The 19,570-nt window shown below is 75.4% G+C and carries 19 protein-coding genes and 1 riboswitch; of the genes, 9 read left to right on the top strand and 10 right to left on the bottom strand.

The genetic code is table 11. The annotated features are described in order from the left end of the window. Nucleotides 1–33 precede the first annotated feature (33 nt). The 6 genes from BLU95_RS04745 to BLU95_RS04720 form a co-directional block, all read right to left on the bottom strand. Entirely contained in the window at nt 34–975 is a 942-nt protein-coding gene (locus BLU95_RS04745) for an STM4011 family radical SAM protein (RefSeq protein ID WP_231978285.1), read from the bottom strand. After that, nucleotides 972–2,360, bottom strand: coding sequence for an STM4012 family radical SAM protein (locus BLU95_RS04740; protein WP_093858846.1), 1,389 nt, complete (start codon nt 2,358–2,360; stop codon nt 972–974). The genes BLU95_RS04745 and BLU95_RS04740 overlap by 4 nt, the downstream gene beginning before the upstream one ends. Next, nucleotides 2,357–3,247: an STM4013/SEN3800 family hydrolase gene (locus tag BLU95_RS04735; protein ID WP_093864639.1), complete on the bottom strand. Its 891-nt coding sequence runs from the start codon at nt 3,245–3,247 to the stop codon at nt 2,357–2,359. Before BLU95_RS04735 ends, BLU95_RS04740 begins: the two co-directional genes overlap by 4 nt. A 68-nt stretch (nt 3,248–3,315) precedes the next feature. Continuing rightward, on the bottom strand, nt 3,316–4,590 hold the full coding sequence (locus tag BLU95_RS04730) for an STM4014 family protein (protein WP_173862004.1): 1,275 nt from the start codon (nt 4,588–4,590) through the stop codon (nt 3,316–3,318). A gap of 10 nt (nt 4,591–4,600) precedes the next feature. Beyond that, a complete protein-coding gene (locus BLU95_RS04725) occupies nt 4,601–5,554 on the bottom strand; it encodes an STM4015 family protein (protein ID WP_093858845.1) in 954 nt (317 codons plus the stop codon). A gap of 120 nt (nt 5,555–5,674) precedes the next feature. Further along, nucleotides 5,675–6,628, bottom strand: a complete 954-nt coding sequence (locus BLU95_RS04720) for an STM4015 family protein (protein WP_093858844.1) — start codon at nt 6,626–6,628, stop codon at nt 5,675–5,677. A 314-nt stretch (nt 6,629–6,942) separates the two neighbouring features. Here BLU95_RS04720 and BLU95_RS45795 point away from each other — a divergent pair, with 314 nt between their 5' ends. The 3 genes from BLU95_RS45795 to BLU95_RS04705 all read left to right on the top strand — a co-directional run bounded on the left by BLU95_RS45795 (nt 6,943) and on the right by BLU95_RS04705 (nt 9,643). After that, nucleotides 6,943–7,737 (top strand): SCO2400 family protein, encoded by a 795-nt coding sequence (locus BLU95_RS45795; protein WP_502689801.1) that lies wholly within the window; start codon nt 6,943–6,945, stop codon nt 7,735–7,737. 302 nt (nt 7,738–8,039) lie between these two features. Next, on the top strand, nt 8,040–8,366 hold the full coding sequence (locus BLU95_RS04710; protein ID WP_093858842.1) for a DUF8820 family protein: 327 nt from the start codon (nt 8,040–8,042) through the stop codon (nt 8,364–8,366). Between the two features lie 119 nt (nt 8,367–8,485). Continuing rightward, nucleotides 8,486–9,643: a DUF6745 domain-containing protein gene (locus tag BLU95_RS04705; RefSeq protein WP_231978284.1), complete on the top strand. Its 1,158-nt coding sequence runs from the start codon at nt 8,486–8,488 to the stop codon at nt 9,641–9,643. A 131-nt stretch (nt 9,644–9,774) separates the two neighbouring features. On the opposite strand, the gene BLU95_RS04700 is transcribed toward BLU95_RS04705, so the two are convergent. Further along, the gene (locus BLU95_RS04700) at nt 9,775–9,984 is read right to left on the bottom strand and encodes a hypothetical protein (RefSeq protein ID WP_093858841.1); all 210 of its coding nucleotides are present in this window, start codon (nt 9,982–9,984) and stop codon (nt 9,775–9,777) included. A 214-nt stretch (nt 9,985–10,198) separates the two neighbouring features. On the opposite strand from BLU95_RS04700, the gene BLU95_RS04695 reads away from it, so the two are divergent. Beyond that, nucleotides 10,199–11,338 (top strand): ABC transporter substrate-binding protein, encoded by a 1,140-nt coding sequence (locus BLU95_RS04695; RefSeq protein ID WP_093858840.1) that lies wholly within the window; start codon nt 10,199–10,201, stop codon nt 11,336–11,338. 75 nt (nt 11,339–11,413) lie between these two features. On the opposite strand, the gene BLU95_RS04690 is transcribed toward BLU95_RS04695, so the two are convergent. Next, entirely contained in the window at nt 11,414–12,910 is a 1,497-nt protein-coding gene (locus BLU95_RS04690; RefSeq protein ID WP_093858839.1) for a bifunctional phosphatase PAP2/diacylglycerol kinase family protein, read from the bottom strand. Nucleotides 12,911–13,129: 219 nt separating this feature from the next. Here BLU95_RS04690 and BLU95_RS04685 point away from each other — a divergent pair, with 219 nt between their 5' ends. Then, complete coding sequence (locus tag BLU95_RS04685; RefSeq protein WP_093858838.1) at nt 13,130–13,909, top strand: lysophospholipid acyltransferase family protein; 780 nt, start codon at nt 13,130–13,132, stop codon at nt 13,907–13,909. Between the two features lie 42 nt (nt 13,910–13,951). Continuing rightward, a complete protein-coding gene (locus BLU95_RS04680) occupies nt 13,952–14,458 on the top strand; it encodes a DinB family protein (protein ID WP_093858837.1) in 507 nt (168 codons plus the stop codon). Between the two features lie 19 nt (nt 14,459–14,477). Here the strand turns inward: BLU95_RS04680 and BLU95_RS45790 are convergent, their stop codons facing one another. Then, nucleotides 14,478–14,702 carry a hypothetical protein gene (locus BLU95_RS45790; RefSeq protein WP_159424771.1) on the bottom strand — a complete coding sequence of 75 codons (225 nt, stop codon included), beginning with the start codon at nt 14,700–14,702 and terminating at the stop codon, nt 14,478–14,480. On the opposite strand from BLU95_RS45790, the gene BLU95_RS04675 reads away from it, so the two are divergent. Continuing rightward, nucleotides 14,701–15,459: a class I SAM-dependent methyltransferase gene (locus tag BLU95_RS04675; RefSeq protein ID WP_093858836.1), complete on the top strand. Its 759-nt coding sequence runs from the start codon at nt 14,701–14,703 to the stop codon at nt 15,457–15,459. The genes BLU95_RS45790 and BLU95_RS04675 overlap by 2 nt on opposite strands. Before the next feature lie 123 nt (nt 15,460–15,582). Here BLU95_RS04675 and BLU95_RS04670 read toward each other — a convergent pair whose 3' ends face one another. Continuing rightward, entirely contained in the window at nt 15,583–16,320 is a 738-nt protein-coding gene (locus BLU95_RS04670; RefSeq protein ID WP_093858835.1) for a dienelactone hydrolase family protein, read from the bottom strand. Nucleotides 16,321–16,670: 350 nt separating this feature from the next. Between BLU95_RS04670 and BLU95_RS04660 the strand changes: the two genes are divergently transcribed. Then, nucleotides 16,671–17,621 carry an ATP-grasp domain-containing protein gene (locus tag BLU95_RS04660; RefSeq protein WP_093858833.1) on the top strand — a complete coding sequence of 317 codons (951 nt, stop codon included), beginning with the start codon at nt 16,671–16,673 and terminating at the stop codon, nt 17,619–17,621. Between the two features lie 216 nt (nt 17,622–17,837). Beyond that, nucleotides 17,838–18,023: riboswitch (M-box (ykoK) riboswitch) on the top strand. A gap of 359 nt (nt 18,024–18,382) precedes the next feature. After that, nucleotides 18,383–19,555, top strand: coding sequence for a magnesium and cobalt transport protein CorA (locus tag BLU95_RS04655; protein WP_093858832.1), 1,173 nt, complete (start codon nt 18,383–18,385; stop codon nt 19,553–19,555). The last annotated feature ends 15 nt before the right edge of the window (nt 19,556–19,570 follow it).

The raw sequence follows: 19,570 nt of genomic DNA, 5'->3' as shown, positions 1-19,570 counted from the left end.
GGGGAGGAGGTACCCCGCAGCGTGCCGGCGGCGTCACCGGGAGTGGGGGATCCGCTCCAGCACACCGCCCGCGAAGACGTCGTACAGCGGCAGCGTCTCCAGGTGCACATAGCCGATGTGGCAGTCGCAGACCGGCAGCGGGCAGGCCCGCGGGCCGAGCCGGGCCCGGTACGAGCCGTCGTAGAGGTTGCCCAGCTCCTCGGGCACGAAGTGACAGCGGCGGACGGTGCCGTCGCCGTCCACCGAGACCACGGACTCACCGGTGCGGCAGGCCCGGCCGGCGCTGGGGTGGGCGTGCCGGCTGTACCCGAAGTGCGGATCGAGGGCGGTCCAGTCGGCCGCCTCGGCGTCGGTGTAGCTCCGGCCCTCGGCGGCGTTGATCCACAGGTAGACCGCCGGGGACAGCTCGGCGCGCAGCCTCCGGGCCGCCGCGAGGTGCTCCGGCTGCCCCACCACGCCGACGCTGTACCGCACGCCGAGGGCGTCCAGCTCGCGGCACTTGGCGAGGAAGCGCCCGTGCTCGACCTGCCCGGGATGGTAGGTGACCCAGAGCGCGAGGGTGTCGAGGTCCGCCTCGGCCAGCCACGCGGTGCGGCAGCTGAGGTTGCTCTGGATCGCGACCCGCCGCACGTGCGGCAGTCGGCTCAGCTCGACCATGGCCCGCCGGTACCAGGAGCGCACCAGCCCCTCGCCCCAGGGGGTGAACAGCACCGAGAGGGTGTCCCCGGACCCGCCGCGTCCGGCCACCCAGCCGGTGAACCGCTCCAACGCGGCCCGGTCGGAGCGGAGTTGTTCGGGTGTGTCGCGGCGCTTGGCGAACGGGCAGTAGGGGCAGTCGTAGTCGCAGGAGGCCAGCGGACCCCGGTAGAGCAGACTGAGGTCGAGCGGGCCGGACGGCGTGGACGGGGTGGGCGCCGGTCCCGCCGGGGCGGGCCCGGGCGTGGGTCCGGGGGCGGGCATGCCGAGGAAGGTCATTTCGCCTCGTACTCCGCCATCAGCGCGCGGACCTCGGGGGAGAACAGCATCGGGCCGACCGCGTCCGAGTGCGCCAGACCTTCCGGGGAGAGCCGGAGCCGCGCGGCGGGACCGGCTGTGCCGCCAGCGGTGGGGGTGTCCTCAGCCAGCCAGCCGCGCGCGGCGAAGGCCGCGAACTCGGCCGGGAAGTCCTCGGCCGGGGTACTGCCGAAGCGGTCCCGGTAGTCGGCGAGCACCAGGCCCTCCGCCTGGAGCAGCGACTGCACGAGATGCCGGCGCCGCGCTTCCTGCGGCGTCATCGCCCGGCCGACCACCGCGCGGTCGAACGCCGGGGTCGCCACGTAGTCGTCGATGATGCGGCGCACCTCCGTCGCGTCCACCGCGTAGTCGAAGGAGTAGTGCAGACGGGACGTGTAGGAGCGGGCGCCGCACCCCAGGCCGACCATGCCGTCCGTCTGGCAGGCGTACTCGCTCACCCCGGCCTGCGGCGCGGCCGCCCGGCGGAACATCCGCATCGACACCTGCTCGTAGCCGTGGGCGAGCAGGTGGTCGCGGCCGGCCCGGTACAGCGCGAGCCGCCGGGTGTCCCACTGGGCGGGGGACTCCGCCTCCCCGCGCCGGGCCAGCCCGGTCAACGGCCGGACGTACAGCGGGTACAGGTACAGCTCCTCGGGCCGCCAGGCGAGCGTGGCGTCCAGCGACCGGAGCCAGCTCGCCTCCGTCTGGCCGTCGATGCCGTAGATGAGGTCGATGTTGAGCACCGGGAACCCGGCGTCGCGGATCCGGCCCAGCGCGGCCTCGACCTCGGCGCGCTTCTGCGGCCGGACGGCCGAGCGGGCCTCGGCGTCGACGAAGGACTGCACCCCCAGGCTCAGCCGTGTGGTGCCGCGCCCGGCCAGGACGGCGAGGCGGTCGGCGGTGGCCGTGGCGGGCGAGGCCTCGACCGAGAGCGGGATCGCTCGCAGGTCGGCCCCCATCCGGTGCTCGGCGATGTCGCAGAGCCGCTCCAGCTCGGCGGCGCTCAGATACGTCGGGGTGCCGCCGCCGAACGCGGCCAGCGCGAACCCGGCCCCCTCGTCCAGTGCCGCGCGGACGGCGCCCGCCTGCCGCTCGAGCGCGTCCAGGTAGGCGGTGGTGAGTCCGTCCGGGCCGCCGATCCGGGTGAACAGGTTGCAGAAGCCGCAGCGCACCTCGCAGAACGGGATGTGCAGGTAGAGCGAGAGCGCGTGCTGCGGCTCGCCCGTCCACAGCTCGCGCAGCGGCGGCCGGTCGGGCAGCTCGCGGTACGCCGTCTTGTGCGGGTAGGCGTACACGTACGACTGGTACGGGGAGGAGCCCGCGGACCCGTCGGGGAGGACGGCCGGCGCGGCGGGGGCGGTGGTCATGCGGGCTCCTCGGCGGTCGGGGCGGGTACGGCCGGTACGGCCGGTGCGATCGGGGTGGCCGTGGACGGGGTGGCCGGCGCGGTCGAGGCGGGCAGGGTGAAGTGCGCGTACGGCACCGTCCAGACCACCTCGTGGCCGATCCGGTGGCCGGTGTAGCCGTCCTCCCCGTAGGCCGTGCCGTGGTCCGAGCAGACGATCGCGAAGCACGGCCGCCGTGCGCTCATCGCCGCGAACAGCCGGCCGATGTGGGCGTCCACGTACTCCAGCGCCGCGGCGTGGCTCTCCCTGCTGTCGCCGTGCTCGCGGGTCGCGCCGGGCAGGTGGAACCAGTTCGGCTGGTGCAGGGCCGGGACATTGACGAACAGGAACAGCGGCTGCCCGTCGGGCTGCTCGGCCACCACCTGCTCGGCCCGGTCCACCTGTGCCTCGAAGGACGTCGGCGAGGGGACGCCCATCTCCGGCGCCCAGTGGCTCTCCTGGAACAGGCCCGGCAGTACCGAGCCCAGCGGGCCCTGCTTGTTGAAGAAGCCGACACCGCCGATGCAGACCGTGCGGTAACCGGTGGCCGCGAGCGCGCCCGGCAGGTCGGGGGCGTCGAACACCCAGGTGCGGGGCGCGGTGCTCTCCGATCCGGCGAACCGGGCGGCGAACAGCCGCGGGTGCGGCCCGCCGGGCGCGGCCGGGGTCGGCAGGAAGCCGGCCAGGATCGCCTGGTGGGCGGCGTAGGTGAAGCTGCCGGGGGAGTGCCGCCGCTCCCAGCGCCCGCCGGGGAGGCGGGCGGCCAGGTTGGGGATCCGCCCGGCGGCGGCCAGCTCCTCGGCGACGTCGAAGCGCAGGGTGTCCAGGGTGACCAGCAACAGGTCGTGGCTGCCGACCACGGCGTTCATGTCGGGATCGGCGGACACCGGGGAGGCGTCCGTGAGCGTGGTCGGGTCGGCGGTGGTGCGGTGGTTCATCAGGGCTGTTCCGTACGTGGGTGGGTCGGGTGCGTCGGGTGCGTCGGGTGTTCCGGGTGGGTCGGGAGCGTCGAGCGCCGGGCCGGGCCCGGCGCACCGGCCGGGGCGGACGCCGCCGCCGGTGCTGCCGTCGCGGTCGGGGCGGCGCCGAGCGCGGCGAGCTGCGCGGCGTAGGTGTCGAGACCCTCGGCCGGCCCGCCCGGCAGGCCGGTGAGCCGGGGCAGCAGGTCCCCGAAGGCGTTGACCTCGCCGACGACGGTGCGTCGCCAGGCGGCGGTCGGCAGGACGTCGACGCCGACCGTCAGCGAGCCCGGGAAGCAGGCGGCCGCCCGCTCGGCCGTCTCCAGGAGGTCCGGCCAGGCCGGTCCGGCGGCCTCCCGGGCCAGCTCCAGACTGCCCCGGGAACCACCGAGATGGAGGTTGGTCATCGGCCGGTCGCTGGTGCGGACCACCGCATGGGTCGCCCGTCCGGCGACGACCACGACCCGGAGGTCCGCCGAGCGGCCCGACTGGGAGGCCTTCGGCACCCACTGCTCGACGTGCAGGCCGTCCGGGGCGAGCCGGTCGACCAGCTCCGCCACCTGCCGTTCCTCCTGGTAGCGGCGGACCCGAAGAGAGTTGTGCATCCGGCCGTCCGCCAGCTCCACCGAGGTGGTGGCCCGCAGCTGGCCGCGCGGCCCGAACTCCAGCGCCACCACGCCCGAGGCCGAGGAGCCGTGCGACGGTTTGACGAAGACCCGGCGCAGCCCGGCCGCGTCCAACCGCGCCTTGAGGTCCTCCCAGCCGGCGACGGCGCCGCCCGCCAGGGCGCGCGGCACCGGGACGCTGGCCGCGGACAGCAGGGCGTGCGTCCGCCGCTTGTCGAACATCACGGCGATCTCCTCCGGATCACCGAGCAGCGTGACCCCCGGGGCCGCGGCCAGCGTGCGCAGTGCGGCCGTCACCCCGGCGTACCAGGCGGCGCCGCCCTCGACCCGGGTCGCCGCGTAGTCCGCGCCCAGCACCGGGCCGCGCAGCAGCGCGTCCACCGCTTCGTCCTCGCCCGGGGACTCGATCCGCAGCACGGCGCCCGGGGGCAGCCGATGGGTGCCGCGGAGCAGATCGATCCAGGGCAGGACGGCGGGCTCGGGCAGCCCGGCGGCCCGGGCGGCCGCGGCGAACAGCGTCACCCGGCGGTGACCGGGGTTGCCGAGCACCGTCAGTCGCCCGTCCGGCGGGAGCCGGTGGTCCGCCCGGGCCGGAGTCGGGCCGGTGGCCCGCGGGGTCGTCAGCATCGGCCCGCGCCTACTCGGAGACCTCGACGTAGCGCCACTCGTCCTCGTCCTCCTCCTCGGCGTCGGAGAGGTCGACGTCCACGCCCGGCAGGGCCGCCCGGACCCGCTCCTGCATGGCCTCGGTGAGGTAGTGGTGGTGCAGGTCGAGGCTCTTGAGGTGGGTGAGCGGCTGGCCGTCCAGCAGCGCGGCGGCGCCCTCGTCGCTCAGCACGCCCATCGACAGGCTCAGCGTGCTGAGCTGCGCCACCACGGGGGCGTGCGCGACGGCGGCGGCGATCTCGTCCTGGAACTCGCTGTTCTGCAGGCCGAGGTGGCGCAGCGCCGGCAGCCGGGTGCCGGTCAGCAGCGGTGCGACGTCGTCGGCCGTCGCGTCCCCGCCGTACTCGTCGACGCCGAGCCACAGCTCCAGGCTCTCCAGGGCCGGCAGCTCGCTCGAGGCGACCGCCCGGACCACCCGGGCCGGCAGGCCGCCGCTCTCCAGCCGCAGATGGGTCAGCCGCTCGTGCCGGAAGGGTTCGAGCCGCAGGCCGTTGCCGCCGCGCACCACGAGGTCGGTCAGCCGGGGGAAGGCCCGCAGGACCGGGGTGACGTCGGACATCTCCAGCCAGGAGATCTCGCAGTCCTCGGACGAGACGTCGCCGACGAACAGGCCCTCCAGGGCGGGGAACCGGCCGGCGTCCGCGACGATCCTGCCGAGCGCCTCGGACACCGGGGTGTAGTCCTGGATCCACCACGGGCCGAGCAGCAGTCCGCGGACGGTGGCCGGGTCCACCGTCTCCAGGAAGGCGGACCACAGGGCGTCGAAACCGCCCTCCGAGCCGTACGCCACCGCGAGCCGCCAGGCGACGGTGCCCGGCTCCGGGAGCTCGATCCGGTCACCCCGGCCGGGTCGGCGGGGCCTGTCGACCGAGAAGTCGACGACCGGCAGGTGGAGGAAGCGGTCGGTGGTGCTGGTGATGATCACAGGTGCCCCCTGGGCGGCGGTGTCGGCGAGTGCGGCGAGTGCGGCGAGTGCGGGAACGGTCGGACGGCGGGCGGACGGTGGGCGGGGCCGCCGCCGGACGGCGTGCCCCGGGCGGGCGGACTACTCGGCCACCGCCACGTACTGCCACCGGTCGTCGGGCTTGCCGGCCTCGGAGAGGTCGAGCTCGACCCCGGCCAGGGCCTCGCGCAGCCGCTGCTGCATGCCCTGGCTGAGGTAGTGGTGGTGCAGGTCGAGGCGCTTGAGGTGGGTGAGCGGCTGGCCGTCCAGCAGCGCCGCCGCACCCTCGTCGGTGAACGCGCCCATCGACAGGTTCAGCGACTCCAACCGGGCCACCACGGGGGCGTGGGCGACGGCGGCGGCGATCTCGTCCTGGAACACGCTGTTCTGCAGGCCGAGGTGGCGCAGCGCGGGGAACCGGCCGCCGTCCAGGAACGGCTCCAGGTCGGCCGTTCGGGTGGTGCCGCCGTAGGCGTCCACACCGAGCCAGAACTCCAGCCGCTCCAGCGCGGGCAGCTCGCTCGCCGCGACCGCCCGCGGCACCCCCCCGGTGAGGCCCCCGGACTCGAAGCGCAACGCCCGCAGGTGCTCGTGCCGCAGCGGCCGGAGCGCCATTCCCTCGCCCTCCGCGTACTCGCCGGAGGCGCCGCGCACCACCAGCTCGGTGAGCAGCGGGAAGGTCGTCAGCACCGGTGTCACGTCGACCATCTGGATCCAGGAGATCTCGTTCTCCTCGTACGTGATGTCGCCGATGAACAGGCCGCGCAGCGCGGGCAGCCGGTCGGCCGCCTCCAGGAGGGCGGCCATCGGTCCGGCGAAGCTCAGCGGTCCGTCGTGCGACCACTCGCCGACCACCACGGCCGTGACCGAGGCGGTGTCCACCCGGTCGAGGAACTGTCCCCACCGGGTGGGCCAGTCCTGCTCGGAGTCGAAGTCGATGCCGATCTTCCAGGCGACCGCTCCCGGCTCCGGCAGCTCGCTGCCCGCGTCGACGGCCGGGACGAAGTCGAAGACCGGCAGGCCGTGGAAGTCCTCGATGTGGTTGTTGACCGTCATGCGCTGCTCCTGGTGCGTCGGTGCGGGCCGAACAACTGTCTACCAGCCGGGACCGACAGTCCCCCGCCCGGGGCGTCTCCGGGCGGACGTCCGACCGCCGTCGGGTCCTTCCCGGACCTCCGTCGGACCGGGGGCGGCCGGTGGGCGGTGCGCGATCGACTGTCACCGCATCTCTCCAGAAGCCTCACAGGCAGGCATGGCACCCCCGTGGTCGGGCTGCCTAGGCTCCGCATGTGCACGACGAACGTGCGCGGCCGGCGGCGAAGGACGGCGCCCGGTGTGAGCCTGCCGTCCGGCGGCACGGGGAAGATCCTATGAACTACTGCGCGCCCTGCCGCCGTCATCTGAACGGCGCTCTGGCCTGCCCCGGCTGCGGGGCGCCCGCGACCGGCCCGGACCACCCGTCACCGCCCGGCCCCCGGGCCGGGGCGGCCGCGGGCCCGCTGCCGGAGCCGGCGGGCGCGGCGGGCCCGGCGGTGCCCGCCGACGGCCCGGCCGCCGCCCGGCCGGGCGAGCGGCGGACGTCGCGGCGGACGCGGCGGGTACGACGGCGACCGGGGCGGATCGTGGTGTCCGTGCTCGGTGCGGCGGTGCTGGGGCTCGGGGCGGCGACGCTGGTGGCGAACGGCTCCGAAGGCGTACCGGCCGAGGCGGCGGCCCCGGTCGGCACCGGGACGCCGGGCGGCGGTTCGGCCCCGGCGCCGACGCTGTCCACGGCGCCGCCGGTGCCGGCTCCGGCCGCGGACCCGTCGGCCACCCGGCCCGCCGCGAGCAGGACGGCGTCCGCGCCCGCCTCCGGCTCGCCGTCGGCGTCCGGCTCCGCCGCCGCGTCGCCCTCGGTGGGCAAGGGCGGTGGGGCCGGCACGTCCGCCGCCGGGGCCGCGCCGGACCAGGGAGCGCCCGATCCTGCACCGCCCGTTCCGGCCGCGCCGAGCAGCGCTCCGCCGACGGCACCGCCCCCGGCTTCGGGCCCGCCCCCGTCGGCCGGCGGCTCGCCCTCGGGCGCGGGTACGGCTACCGCGACCGGCACCGGTACCCCCGCACCGTCCGGCACGCCCTCCCCGCGGCCGACGGCCACCTGCACACCGTTCCTCTTCTGGTGCACCTGAGGCCGCCGGAGCGCTGCCGCGCCGGGCGGGGACGGCGGCATGACGTTGATCCAGTGAGGTGACCACTCGGTGGGAGGGCCGGCCGAGGCCGGGGAAGGCCGAGGTCCACGACCGGCCGGCAGGGTGACGGACACCCCGTGTCGGTGCCTGTGCCGGCCGGCCCGGCGGGCCTTGTGGAACACCCGTCCCCGCAGCCCGGTGTTCACCGGGGTCGCCCGGGCGTCGGCGCCGTTGTCGTACCCCTGTCCTATGGTCCGTGGTGTGGGAATCCGATGCGTCGTCGATTCGGCGAGGGAGAGCTGATGTTCCGTCAGGGTGACGTGCTGCTGGTGCCGGTGGAGAAGGAGGCCGTCCCGGCCCGGGTGGCCTCGCTGGCCGGGCAGCCCAGGGACGCGCGGGGCCGGCTGGTGCTGGCCCTGGGCGAGGTGACCGGGCACGCGCACGCCGTGGTGGGGCCGGGGGAGCTGCGTCGCGAGGCCGGTCCGTTCGGGGCGGCCTGGCTGCACCTGCCGGAGGGCGGCCGGGTGGTGCACGAGGAGCACGCGGCGATACCGCTGCCCAAGGGCTGGTTCCGGGTGGTGCGTCAGCGCGAGTACGCGCCGGGTGCGGTGCGGATCGTCGCCGACTGACGGCGGCCGTGCGCCGGGCGGCGCACGAGGTGGGGAAGCACGACGAGGCGGGGCGGGCGCACGGCGTCCGCGCTACGGCCGGGCGGGGTGTCCGGACGGGAACGGAGAGGGTGATGGGGATGGGGACCGGACAGGCGGCACCGGATGCGACGGCGACCGTGGTGACAGTCGAGGTGACGGCCGAGGTGACGGCCCGTTGGCGGGCGGTCGCCGCAGCCACCGGCCCGGCCGACCGGGCCGGCGTCGAGCGGGCGGTGCGGGCCGCGTACCGGGCCGCGGGCCTGGCCGAACCGGCCGACATCAGGTGGTTCGGCTCGCCGCTGGCGGCGGCGGAGGCGGCCCTGGAGCTGCGCGCTGCCGGAGCCTCGACCGTCCGGGAGGCGGTCCGGACCCTGCCGTGGGACGCGGTACGCCGACAGGCGGTCGAGCGGACCGGCGCGGTCGGCTGGCCCCCGCTCTGGGCGCTGACCGGCGGCGAGCTCGGCCCGGTGACCAACGCGCTCGCGGACCGGATCCGCGCCGCCCTGCTCGACCGGCTCGCGCCCGACCCGGCGGTCGGGGACGTTCCGCCGGGCGATGCCGGGGTGGCCCGCGAGCGCCGCACCGTCGCCAGGCTCGCGCTGCTCGACGCCGTCCGGGGGCAGCACGACGCGCCCTGGTTCGCCGCCTTCGAGGCGGCCGGGGTGCTGGGTGCGGTGCCGGACGGCGCGCCGGGCGCGGTGGGTGCCGCCGGCGAGGGGATCGCCGCGCTGGCCGAGGTGGCGCGGACCACCGGCTGGTGGTGGCCCTACGCGGACACGGTGCTGATCAGCGAGCGCCCGACCGCCCTGCACCGCGACGAGGCCGGCCGGCTGGACCGCGCCGACGGACCGGCCCTCGAGTACTCCGACGGCTTCGCCCTGCACGCCTGGCGGGGCATGCCCGTGCCCGCCGAGTTCCTGGCCGGGCTCGGCACCGTCACCGCCGAGCGGATCCGCACCGAGGAGAACGCCGAGCTGCGCCGAGTGCTGCTGGAGCACTACGGCTACGAGCGCTATCTCGCGGACTCCGGCGCCGAGCCGGTGCACCGGGACGCGACCGGTGTGCTCTGGCGAATCCAACTGCCGGACGACGAGCCGGTGGTGATGGTCGAGGTGGTCAACTCGACCGCCGAGCCGGACGGCACCTTCCGCACCTACTGGCTGCGGGTGCCGCCGGACACCCGTACCGCCCGGGCCGGCGTGGCCTGGACGTTCGGCACGACCGAGGCGGAGTACCACCCGCAGCGGGAGACCTGAGTACGGGAGCCGGGCGCCGTCACCGGCGGGGAGAGGCGTCACCGCAGCGGGGGGACACGGCACCGCCCGCGCCGGGGACTGGCGCGGGCGGTGCGGTTCCGTTGTGGAACCGGGGGACAGAAGAGTCGGGGTCAGTGGACGTCGATGCCGTCGAAGGAGCCGATGACGGCGTCACCGCCGACGTTGGTGATCTCGCCGCCGGCGAGCTGGTTGCCGGTGCCGATCACCGTGATGGTGGTGGTGTGCACGGTCACCTCGTCGTCGGCGAAGGCCTGGGTGGGGACGGAAATGGCGCCGATGGCGGCGATGAGGACGGCGAAGGTACGGACGGTCCGGTACATGATGAAAATCCCTTCGTGGGCTAACAGTGCTTCGAACCCTAGGGAGCGGTCCGGTGCGAAAGGGGGGAATGTCACCTGAACGGGGGGACTTTCGTGTCGCCGGGGCGGTTTCGTCGTGGGGCGCGGCGGCCTTCGCCGGTTCGTGCCTGGGTAGGCTTCGCGCCCTGATCTCTGATCACGAACCGCCGAGACGATCACGGGGAGAGACCGGCGCATGAACACACCACCGGACCCGCACGGGCCGCACGACCCGCGCCGGCCGTACGGGGCGTCGCCCGCCGACGGACCGCCGGTCCTGATCGGCGCCCTCGTGCCGCTGACCCGCCCCGGCTGGGTCGCGGCGGGCCGGCACCTGCTCGCCGGTCTCGATCTGGCCGCGCGCGAGGTCAACGAGGCCGGGGGGATCGCCGGACGGCCCGTCGAGCTCGTGGTCCGCGACACCGCCGCCGATCCCGCCCGGGCCGTCGCGGCCGTCGACGAACTGGCCGGTCTGGGGGTGGTCGCGCTGGCCGGCGAGTACCACAGCGTGGTCGCCCGCGCCGCAGCCGCCCGGGCCGAGGCCCTCGGTCTGCCCTTCCTGTGCTCCTCGGCGGTGCTCGACGCGCTCACCGAGGGGCCGTCGGAACTGGTCGCCCGCATTGCCCCGGCCCAGTCGCACGGGTGGCGCGTCTACGCCGACTTCCTCCTCGGCGCGGGCCACCGCCGGATCGCCGTGGCGGCCGACCCGAGCATCTACTGGGCCTCGGGGACCGGCATCCTCCGGGAGCGGGTCACGGCGCGCGGCGGCACCCTGGTCGAGTTCGACCTGCCCGCCTTCACCCCCGAGGGCCTCTGCGAGGAGCTCGCCGCCGATGGCGCGACCGTGCTCCTGCTCCTGGCCGGCCACCCCGATCCGGTGGTCCCGGTCGTCCGGGCGGTCCGCCGGGACGACCGCCTCGCCGGGGTCCTGATCGGCGCTCCGGCCGGGCAGCCGGAACTCGCCGACTGGGCGACGATGCTGGGCGAGGACGGTGCCGGCGTCCCGTTCCTGCGCTACCTGCCCGACCACCTCGGCCCGCTCGGCGCCCGCGTCGGGGCGGCGTTGCGGGAGCGGCTCGGAGAGGAGCCCTCCTTCGTCGCCTTCGAGGGCTTCGACACCGTCACCGTCCTCGCCGAGGCGCTGCGCCCGCACGGCGCCGAGCCGGCCGGGAGCACCGGGGCATGGCCGTCGGTCGAGGTCGAGGGCACCCGGGGGCCGGTCCGGTTCTCCAGGACGCCGGGCATCGGTGTGTGGCAGTGGGCCTGGGCCCCGGTCCAGGTGGCCGACCGCGACCCGGCGCAACCCGGCCGATTCCGGGTCCTGCACACCGCCTGAGTACACCGGCCGGGCAGGCCGATCGCGCAGGCCGACCGCTCGACCGGCCTGCGCGATCGGCCTGTCCGCCGGCGCTCAGCCCGCGGCGGGCCGGTAGACCGTCAGCGCCCGCGCGGACTTGGCCAGCCGGAGCGGGCCCTCCGCGGGTACCGACTCGCCGTCGACGGCCATCCGGTGGGCGTCGCCCAGCCTCTCCAGGTCGAGCGCCCGGAGCCGGGCCGCGTGGTACACCCGGGAGCGGGCGAGCGTGCCGGAGAGGAAGGCGGCGGCGAGCCTGGTCCTGGCGAACGGTCGCCCGCCGTCGACCACCCGGACGTCCAGCAGGCCGTCGGCGAGTCCGGTCCGGTGGGTCGGGGCGAAGCCCGGCGGGTCGTAGGCGCCGTTCCCCGCGAACAGCAGCCACAGCTGCCGGTCCCGCCCGCCGGCCCGGACGGTGACCGGTTCACCGTTCACCAGCACCTTCGCGGTGGCCACCGCGAGGGCCGGCCACTTGCCCATCCGGCCCTCCAACGACTCACGCAGCTTGACCAGTTCGGGGTAGACGCCGAGGCTGAAGGTGTTGAGGAAGTAGCGCTGCCCGGTACCGTCGGTGGCCAGCCCGAGGTCCACCCCGCACGCACTGCCGGTGGTCACGGCCGTCGCCGCCGCCTCGAAGTCCTCGATGCCGAGATCCACGGCGAAGTGGTTGAGCGTGCCACCGGGGAACACCGCCAGCGGCAGGTTCCGCTCCACTGCGAGCCCGGCGGCCAGATTGACGCTGCCGTCGCCGCCGCAGACCCCGAGCGCCCCGCCCGCGGCCGAGGCCCGGTCGGCGGCCTCGGCGAGGAGGGCGGGCAGATCGTCCTCCGGCCCGCAGAGGCGGACGTCCGCCCGGGGCAGCAGGTCGCGCAGCACGGTGACCGTCTCCTCGGGGCCGTAGGACGCCAACGCGCCGCTGCCGGAACCCGAGTTGACCACCACCGACAGGCCCTCTCCCTCGGGCAGCGCCGGGGCCGGGCGGCGCGCGGGCCCGGCGGCCGGCCGCAGGTCGGACGAACGGGGCCACCAGCGCAGCGTCAGCGCGGCGACGGCCGAGCCCAGCGCGAAGCCGGCCAGCACATCGCTCGGGTGGTGCGCGCCCGTGTACACCCGGGAGGCGCCCACGGCCAGGGCCACCGGTGCCACGAGGGCTGCCGCCGCCGGAGCCTCGATCGCCACCGCCGTCGCGAAGGCCGCCGCCGAGGCCGAATGCCCCGACGGGAAGGAGGTGGTGATCGGCTGCCGCAGCAGCAGCCGGGCGGCCGGAATGTGGTCGAGCGCGGGCCGCGGGCGCCGGGTGAGCTGCTTGGCGGCCACATTGGCCGTGAACGAGGCGAGCGCCAGCGCGCTGACCCCGCGCAGTGCCGCCCGCCTTCCGCTCCGCCCGCCGACGGCCCCGAGCACGGCCGCCGTGCCGAACCACAGTTTCCCGTGGTCGGCGGCATGGCTTGCCCGGCGCAGCAGTTCGCCGACCCGTGATCCGGCCCCGAAGGGGTGCTCGGACACGGCGATCCGATGGAACAGTGCCTGGTCGATGTCGTCCAGTCGCCTCATCCGACCGAGCCTAGACGCTGGCGGCGCCCGGCGCGCGGCGAGCGGTCGGCGCGGCATCGGCGCCGGGCCGGTGCGGCGTTGACGCAGGTTCGGCCCCCGGCTCCGCCCAGCCCTCCCGGTCCTGCTTGAGTACGGGTACTCAGGCGCCGGCCGGCGCACCCGAGCAGACTGGCGCGGACAGCACCCCGCTCCACCGTCACCGAGGACGCACCCCACGCCATGCTGAGCCGTACCGCCGCCCTCCTGCTGCCCGCTCTCGGCCACCTCCGCATCACCGCCGACCCGCTCTCCTCCGCCGCCGACACCGTGCCCGAGGCCCCCGACACCCTCGACGCACCCGACGCGCCCGACGCGCCCGACACCGTCCCCACCGTCGCACCGGGCAGCATCGTCGCGGCCAACCACACCTCGCTCGCCGACCCCGTCGTGGTGCTCGCCGCCCTGCACCGGCTCGGCGCCCGGCCGGTCGTGCTGGCCACCGCCGGCCTGTGGCGGATCCCCCTGCTCGGGACACTGCTGCGCCGCGAGGGGCACATCGCCGTCCACCGGGGCACCGCGCGGGCCGCGGAGTCGCTCGACGCGGCCGCCGAGGCGCTGGCCGCCGGGCGGGTCGTGCTGATCTACGGCGAGGGCGGGCTGCCGCGCCGTCGGGACTCCGGCGAACTGCCGCCCGGCCCCTTCCGCAGCGGTCTGGCCCGCCTCGCGCACGCCACCGGCGCACCCGTGGTCCCGCTCGGCCAGGCGGGCTCCCGCCGGCTCACCTCGGGCGGGACGGCCAAGCAGCTCGCCGGTCTCGCCACGGCCCCGCTCCGCCGCCCCGGCCTGCACGTCCACCTCGGCGCCCCGCTCCACCTGCCCGCCGACACGGCGGAGGCGACCGCCCGCGCCCACCACGCCGTCACCGCCGCCTGGACGGCCGCCAGCCGGCACGCGGCGGCCCGCGCCGCCGGGGGCCGCCGCGCCGCCGCCGGGCACGGTCCGGAAGCGACCCGTCCGTAAACATGTCGACAGCGGTCGCGCGATTGGGAATGCTGTCCCGCGATGACCAGGATCGACGACACGCCTCCCGCCTGGGACGAGCGCACACAGCTGACCACCTTCCTCGACTACGCCCGTGACACGGCCCGCGCCAAGTGCGAGGGCGTCTCGCCGGAGAACGCGCGCAGGGCGCTCCTGCCGGGTTCGCCGCTGATGACCCTGAGCGGGCTGGTGAACCACCTCCGCTGGGTCGAGTACTACTGGTTCCAGGTGGTCTTCCTCGGCGAGGAGGACCAGGGCCCCTGGACGGTGGAGGACCCCGACCGCGAGATGCGGATCGCCGTCGACTTCCCGCTCGAGCAGCTGCTCGACGAGTACGCCGGACAGAGCGCGCGCTACCGCGACCTGGTCGCCGCGAGCGACCTGGCCGACCGGGCGAAGCGGCCGGTCCGCGGCGGCCTGCACGTGGACCTGCGCTGGATCCTCCTCCACCTCACCGAGGAGACCGCCCGCCACAACGGCCACCTCGACATCCTGCGCGAACTGCTCGACGGCACGACCGGCGACTGACCCGCCCGCCCTCGGAGCTTCAGGCGGTTGATGCACCGCTCGACGGTGTTGCGCTCCCCGGACGCCTCACGGTCGAGTCCGGGTGGCCGCCCGCCTCCCCGGCGACGAGATCGAAGCGCGCGGCCCCGCCGGCGAGGCGGCGGGCTGCTTCGGTCCCGATGACCACCTGGTTGCCCAGCACCTTTTCGGGGGCGGGCCTGCTGCGACGGCGTACCGGTGAGCGGTGGGAGAGGATGAGCGGCATGGAGCGAACGTTCGAGGAACTGGTGGCCGAGGCGGCCGGTGCGTCGGTGGACGGCTGGGACTTCTCCTGGCTGGACGGCCGGGCGAGCGAGGAGCGCCCGTCCTGGGGGTACCAGCGGCTGCTCGGCGAGCGGCTGGCGCACGCGTCGGCGGCGCTGGACGTGCAGACCGGCGGCGGCGAGGTACTGGCGGGTGTGGCCGGGAGCTTCCCGCGGACCGTGGTGGCCACCGAGGCGTGGCCGCCGAACATCGCCAGGGCGTCGGCCCTGCTGCACCCGCTCGGCGCGGTCGTGGTGGCCGACCCCGACGAGCCGCCGCTGCCCTTCGCCGACGGGTCCTTCGACCTGGTGAGCAGCCGTCATCCGGTGACCGTGTGGTGGTCCGAGATCGCCCGGGTGCTGCGCCCCGGCGGCCGTTACCTGGCGCAGCACGTCGGGCCGGCCTCGGTGTTCGAACTGGTCGAGTACTTTCTCGGTCCGCAGCCGGAGGCGCGCCGGGCCAGGCGGCCGGAGGACGACGCGGACGCCGCCCGGGCCGCCGGTCTCGAGGTGGTCGACCTGCGCTCGGAGCGGCTGCGGATCGAGTTCCGGGACATCGGCGCGGTGGTGTGGTTCCTGCGCAAGGTGATCTGGATGGTGCCGGGGTTCACCGTCGACGCCCACCGGGAGCGGCTGCGCGAACTGGACGCCCGGATCCGGGCGGAGGGGCCGTTCGTCGCCCACTCCGCCCGGTTCCTGGTCGAGGCCCGCAAGCCCTGAGGCCCGCAGACCTTGCGGGCCCCCGCAGGCCGCGGGCCCTGGGACCCTCAGGCACTCAGGCCCTCAGGCCCGCGAGTCCCGCCCGCGGTGCTCAGCGCCCGCGGGCGGCCCGGCGGTCCGGCCTCACCTCAGGTGCCGGGCGAAGAACTGCGCCGCGGCGTCCCCTGCGAACCGCGGGACACCGGTGTGCCCGCCGAGATTGGCGTTCAGCGTCTTCTCGGCGGAGCCGAACGCGTCGAAGAGGTCCAGGGACGCCTGCCGGTCGTTCCCCTCGTCGTCCCACTGCAGCAGGACGTGCAGCGGGACGGTGACCCGGCGGGCCTCCTCGAACGTGGCGGCGGGCACGAAACTGCCCGCGAACAGGACGGCGGCCGCGATCCGCGGCTCGACGAGCGCCAGCCGGGTGCCGATGGCGATCACGCCGCCCGAGTACCCGACCGGGCCGCCGATCCCGGGCAGTGCGAGCAGGGCGTCCAGAGCGGCCTGCCACTCCGGGACGGCCTGCTCGACCAGGGGCAGGACCAGCCGGTCCACGATCTCGGGGCCGACGGGTTCGCCGGCCGCCATGGCCCGGCGCAGATCGGCGCGGGCCTGCTCGGTGACGGCGGAACGCGGCCGTTCGCCGCTGCCGGGGAGTTCGAGGGTGGCCGCGGCGAAGCCGTCCGCGACGGACTGCCGTGCCCGGTCCAGCAACCGGGGGTACATCCGCTCCAGGCCGCCGGGGTGGCCGATCAGGATCAGCGGCACCGGCGCGGAGGGGGAGACGGACGCGGGCGTCCACAGGATGCCGGGGATGCCGTCGAGGGTGAATTCGCGCTCGAGGACGCCGTCGTCGAGGCGCTGCTCGGAGGTGAATCGCATGGTCGTGCCTTTCGGGAGTGCTACGTGAAGGCGCTCCCGGACGACCTATCGCCCGACCATGACTCCGGAGGGGAGCACCCATGTCGATACAGCGTTCACGGGTACCACCTCCTTGTTCTCTCGCACGGCCAACGGGAATGTAGCAGTGGCCGCCGCTGCCCGCCAACCGGTTTTCCCGGGGTGGCGTGGCGGTGGATCCGCCGGCCCGGCGGACGCGGGGCGCCGCGACATGGCGGCGCGGTGAACGCGTGGCACCGTTCGGGTACACGCGAATTTGCCCGGGGCACCTTCCCCGGGCGGGTGCCTGGATCCGCTTGCCTGGGCATGTTCGCGACATGTTCTATGGGGTCATGGGGCGCAGTGAGCTCGTTCTGATGACCGATCACGGCTCGACCGAGGGCAGCCGGGAGGCGCTGGCCGCCGCGGTGCGGAGGCTGACCGGGCAGGCGCCGTTCCTGCTCGACGCGCGGTACTTCATGACCGGCGGTGCGACGGGCCCCGCCGGTGGCGGACGGGTGCGGGGCACCGGTGACGGGGTCGCCCTCGAAGTCCCCGCCGAGGGCCTCGCGGTGACCGCCGGGACGGTGCTCCTGTACGAGATACCGCCGCACCGCCGTCACGAACTCGTCGACTGCCAGCGGCTGCTGCGCGAGAACCGGGTCCGCTCCCTCGGCACCGCCGCCGACGGCTGGCGGGCGGCCACCGACAAGCGCCTCACCGTCGAGTGCTTCACCCGGGACGGCGTCCGCCAGATGCCGACGGTCGCGCTCTCCCGGCCCACCCGGGCCGAGGCCGCCGAGGTGTTCGAACGGCTCGGCGGCGACGTCTGGGCCCGCCCGGCCCTCGGCATGAGCGGGGAGGACGTCTTCCACGTCACCACCCGCGCCCAGCTCGCCGAGGCGGCCGAGCGCTACGCCGAGGCCGGTGCCGCCTGGCTGCTCGCCGCCGACGCCCGCAACTTCACCGCGGACGGCCGGCGCCACCAGTACCGGGTGACCGTGCTCGCCGGCCGGGCGCTCCGTGCGGTCGAACACGTGCAGGACGACCCGGACCAGCCGTGCAACCTCGCCCGGGGCGCCGTCTCCACCCCGCTGCCGGTCGAAGCGCTGCCCGCCGGGCTGGCGGAGCTGGCGGTCGCGGCGACCCGCTCGGTGGGCCTGCCGTTCGCGGCGGTCGACCTCGCGGGGGAGAGCGGCGGGGCGGTCTTCGAGGTCAACGTCCACCCGGCGTTCGGCTCGCCCGGGGCGCTGGAAGCGGTGGCGGTGCCGTACGTGGCCGCCCACCTCGGACCGGCGGCCTGACCTGCGGCCCGGGGTCGGCGGCCTGACCGGCGGCCCGAGGCAGGCGACCCGAGGCCGGCGACCCGACCGGCGCACGCCGGGTGGCCGGGGCGTGCACCGCCCGTGCGAGCCCTCGACGGGCCCCGCGCACCGACCGTCGCACGCTCCGCGCCGACTCCTGGCCGGACCCCTGGTCGAAGTACGCCTTTCCCGGGTACTAGACTCGGGGAGGTTGTGAAGGCACCTCGTTCGGTGAGGCGTCGCCATGGACACAGGCCACTGACCCCACGACGTCGAGAGACGCCCAGGGTCAGGACAGGTCTCCCCGGCCTAAGGGGTGACCCCAAGTGGCTGCACCCCTCGGGACCATCCCGGGTGCTACGCCGTGGCGTGCCAAAGCTCTGACGAGATCAGGGGTGCCCACCCGACGCTGCGGTGCCCGTGCGCGCCCGCTCGGCGGTGTGGAGCCTCCTGGTGGCCCGGTTACGGCGACCCCGCGCGGGCGCCCCGACGGCGAGGAGGTGAGAGCGATGGAGTGCGGTAGTAGTCCGGGTCGAAGTAGGCCCCTCCCCAGGACGTCCCCCATGTCTCCTGGCACCCGGCGACCCTCCTCCCGTACCGCTCCCGACCCCCGCCGTCGCACCGTCCGCCGCTGATCCGGCGCGGCCGCGCGGCCCGGGCGCCGTGCGCGGTGGAGGACGGCCGGGCGCCTCCCGCCCGCCCCGCACCCCCGACCCGCTGTGTCCGGTGCGGTGGCCCCCGAACCGCGGAGGTACCCCGTCATGTCCGACTGGCGTGTACGCGCAGTGCGTGCGAGCAAGCTCCCCTTCAGCCGTCCCACCAACCCGGCCGGCGGCACCACGCCCGCCCAGCCCGCCCCCGAGCACTCGATGGACCCGCGCCCGGACCAGCCGGTCGAGCACGTGAGCCTGGAGCGCTCCGTCGTCGACGCCGGCGTCTACCGCGACGGCCACCGGCTGGCCTCCGCCACCGACCTCGCCGGCGTCTACCGCGAACTGCCCGGCAAGCCCGGCACGATGGCCTGGATCGGGCTCTACCGCCCGGCCGAGGCCCAGCTGCTGGAGGCCGCCGAGCGGTTCAACCTGCACGAACTGGCCGTCGAGGACGCCATCGTGGCCCACCAGCGCCCCAAGCTGGAGCGCTACGGCGACACCCTCTTCGTGGTGCTGCGCGCCGCCCGCTACCTGGACGACGTGGAGGAGGTCGACTTCGGCGAGATCCACCTCTTCGTCGGCCCCGACTTCGTCCTCACCGTCCGCCACTCCCAGGCCCCCGACCTCTCCACGGTCCGCCGCCGCCTGGAGGCGGACCCGGAGCTCCTGGCCCTCGGCCCCGAAGCGGTGCTCTACGCCGTCCTGGACGCCGTGGTGGACGGCTACGCCCCGGTGATCGCCGGCCTCCAGCACGACATCGACGAGATCGAGACCGAGGTCTTCGGCGGCGACCCGCAGGTCTCCCGGCGCATCTACGAACTCTCCCGCGAGGTCATCGAGTTCCAGCGGGCCACCCGGCCACTGCTGGAGATCATGCAGAGCCTGGAGGCCGGTTTCGAGAAGTACGGCACCGACGAGGAACTCCGCCGCTACCTGCGCGACGTCGCCGACCACGCCACCTACGCGGCCGAACGCGTCGACGGCTTCCGCCAGATGCTCCAGAACATCCTCACCCTCAACGCCACCCTGGTCTCCCAGCGCCAGAACGAGGAGATGAAGCAGCTCGCCGAGGCCAGCCACGTCCAGAACGACGAGATCAAGAAGATCTCCTCCTGGGCGGCCATCCTCTTCGCCCCCACCCTGGTCGGAACCATCTACGGCATGAACTTCACCGACATGCCCGAACTCAAGTGGGCCTTCGGCTACCCCTTCGCGATCGCCCTGATGGCCGTCGTCTGCACGAGCCTCTACCTCGTCTTCAAGCGCCGCAACTGGCTGTAGCGGCCGGGGAGTCGC

Source organism: Streptomyces sp. TLI_053, assembly GCF_900105395.1.
Taxonomy (GTDB): Bacteria; Actinomycetota; Actinomycetes; order Streptomycetales; family Streptomycetaceae; genus Kitasatospora.
This window is presented reverse-complemented; position numbering and strand designations above follow the sequence as displayed.

What these genes read in the sequence shown, in the direction of transcription:
- BLU95_RS04655 (WP_093858832.1), top strand. Translation starts at nt 18,383, where the DNA reads ATGTCCGACTGGCGTGTACGCGCAGTGCGTGCGAGCAAGCTCCCCTTC.
- BLU95_RS04680 (WP_093858837.1), top strand. Translation starts at nt 13,952, where the DNA reads ATGACCAGGATCGACGACACGCCTCCCGCCTGGGACGAGCGCACACAG.
- BLU95_RS04735 (WP_093864639.1), bottom strand. Translation starts at nt 3,247, where the DNA reads ATGAACGCCGTGGTCGGCAGCCACGACCTGTTGCTGGTCACCCTGGAC.
- BLU95_RS04690 (WP_093858839.1), bottom strand. Translation starts at nt 12,910, where the DNA reads ATGAGGCGACTGGACGACATCGACCAGGCACTGTTCCATCGGATCGCC.
- BLU95_RS04720 (WP_093858844.1), bottom strand. Translation starts at nt 6,628, where the DNA reads ATGACGGTCAACAACCACATCGAGGACTTCCACGGCCTGCCGGTCTTC.
- BLU95_RS04745 (WP_231978285.1), bottom strand. Translation starts at nt 975, where the DNA reads ATGACCTTCCTCGGCATGCCCGCCCCCGGACCCACGCCCGGGCCCGCC.
- BLU95_RS04695 (WP_093858840.1), top strand. Translation starts at nt 10,199, where the DNA reads ATGAACACACCACCGGACCCGCACGGGCCGCACGACCCGCGCCGGCCG.
- BLU95_RS45795 (WP_502689801.1), top strand. Translation starts at nt 6,943, where the DNA reads ATGAACTACTGCGCGCCCTGCCGCCGTCATCTGAACGGCGCTCTGGCC.
- BLU95_RS04710 (WP_093858842.1), top strand. Translation starts at nt 8,040, where the DNA reads ATGTTCCGTCAGGGTGACGTGCTGCTGGTGCCGGTGGAGAAGGAGGCC.
- BLU95_RS45790 (WP_159424771.1), bottom strand. Translation starts at nt 14,702, where the DNA reads ATGCCGCTCATCCTCTCCCACCGCTCACCGGTACGCCGTCGCAGCAGG.
- BLU95_RS04705 (WP_231978284.1), top strand. Translation starts at nt 8,486, where the DNA reads ATGGGGACCGGACAGGCGGCACCGGATGCGACGGCGACCGTGGTGACA.
- BLU95_RS04685 (WP_093858838.1), top strand. Translation starts at nt 13,130, where the DNA reads ATGCTGAGCCGTACCGCCGCCCTCCTGCTGCCCGCTCTCGGCCACCTC.
- BLU95_RS04670 (WP_093858835.1), bottom strand. Translation starts at nt 16,320, where the DNA reads ATGCGATTCACCTCCGAGCAGCGCCTCGACGACGGCGTCCTCGAGCGC.
- BLU95_RS04740 (WP_093858846.1), bottom strand. Translation starts at nt 2,360, where the DNA reads ATGACCACCGCCCCCGCCGCGCCGGCCGTCCTCCCCGACGGGTCCGCG.
- BLU95_RS04730 (WP_173862004.1), bottom strand. Translation starts at nt 4,590, where the DNA reads ATGCTGACGACCCCGCGGGCCACCGGCCCGACTCCGGCCCGGGCGGAC.
- BLU95_RS04675 (WP_093858836.1), top strand. Translation starts at nt 14,701, where the DNA reads ATGGAGCGAACGTTCGAGGAACTGGTGGCCGAGGCGGCCGGTGCGTCG.
- BLU95_RS04700 (WP_093858841.1), bottom strand. Translation starts at nt 9,984, where the DNA reads ATGTACCGGACCGTCCGTACCTTCGCCGTCCTCATCGCCGCCATCGGC.
- BLU95_RS04660 (WP_093858833.1), top strand. Translation starts at nt 16,671, where the DNA reads ATGGGGCGCAGTGAGCTCGTTCTGATGACCGATCACGGCTCGACCGAG.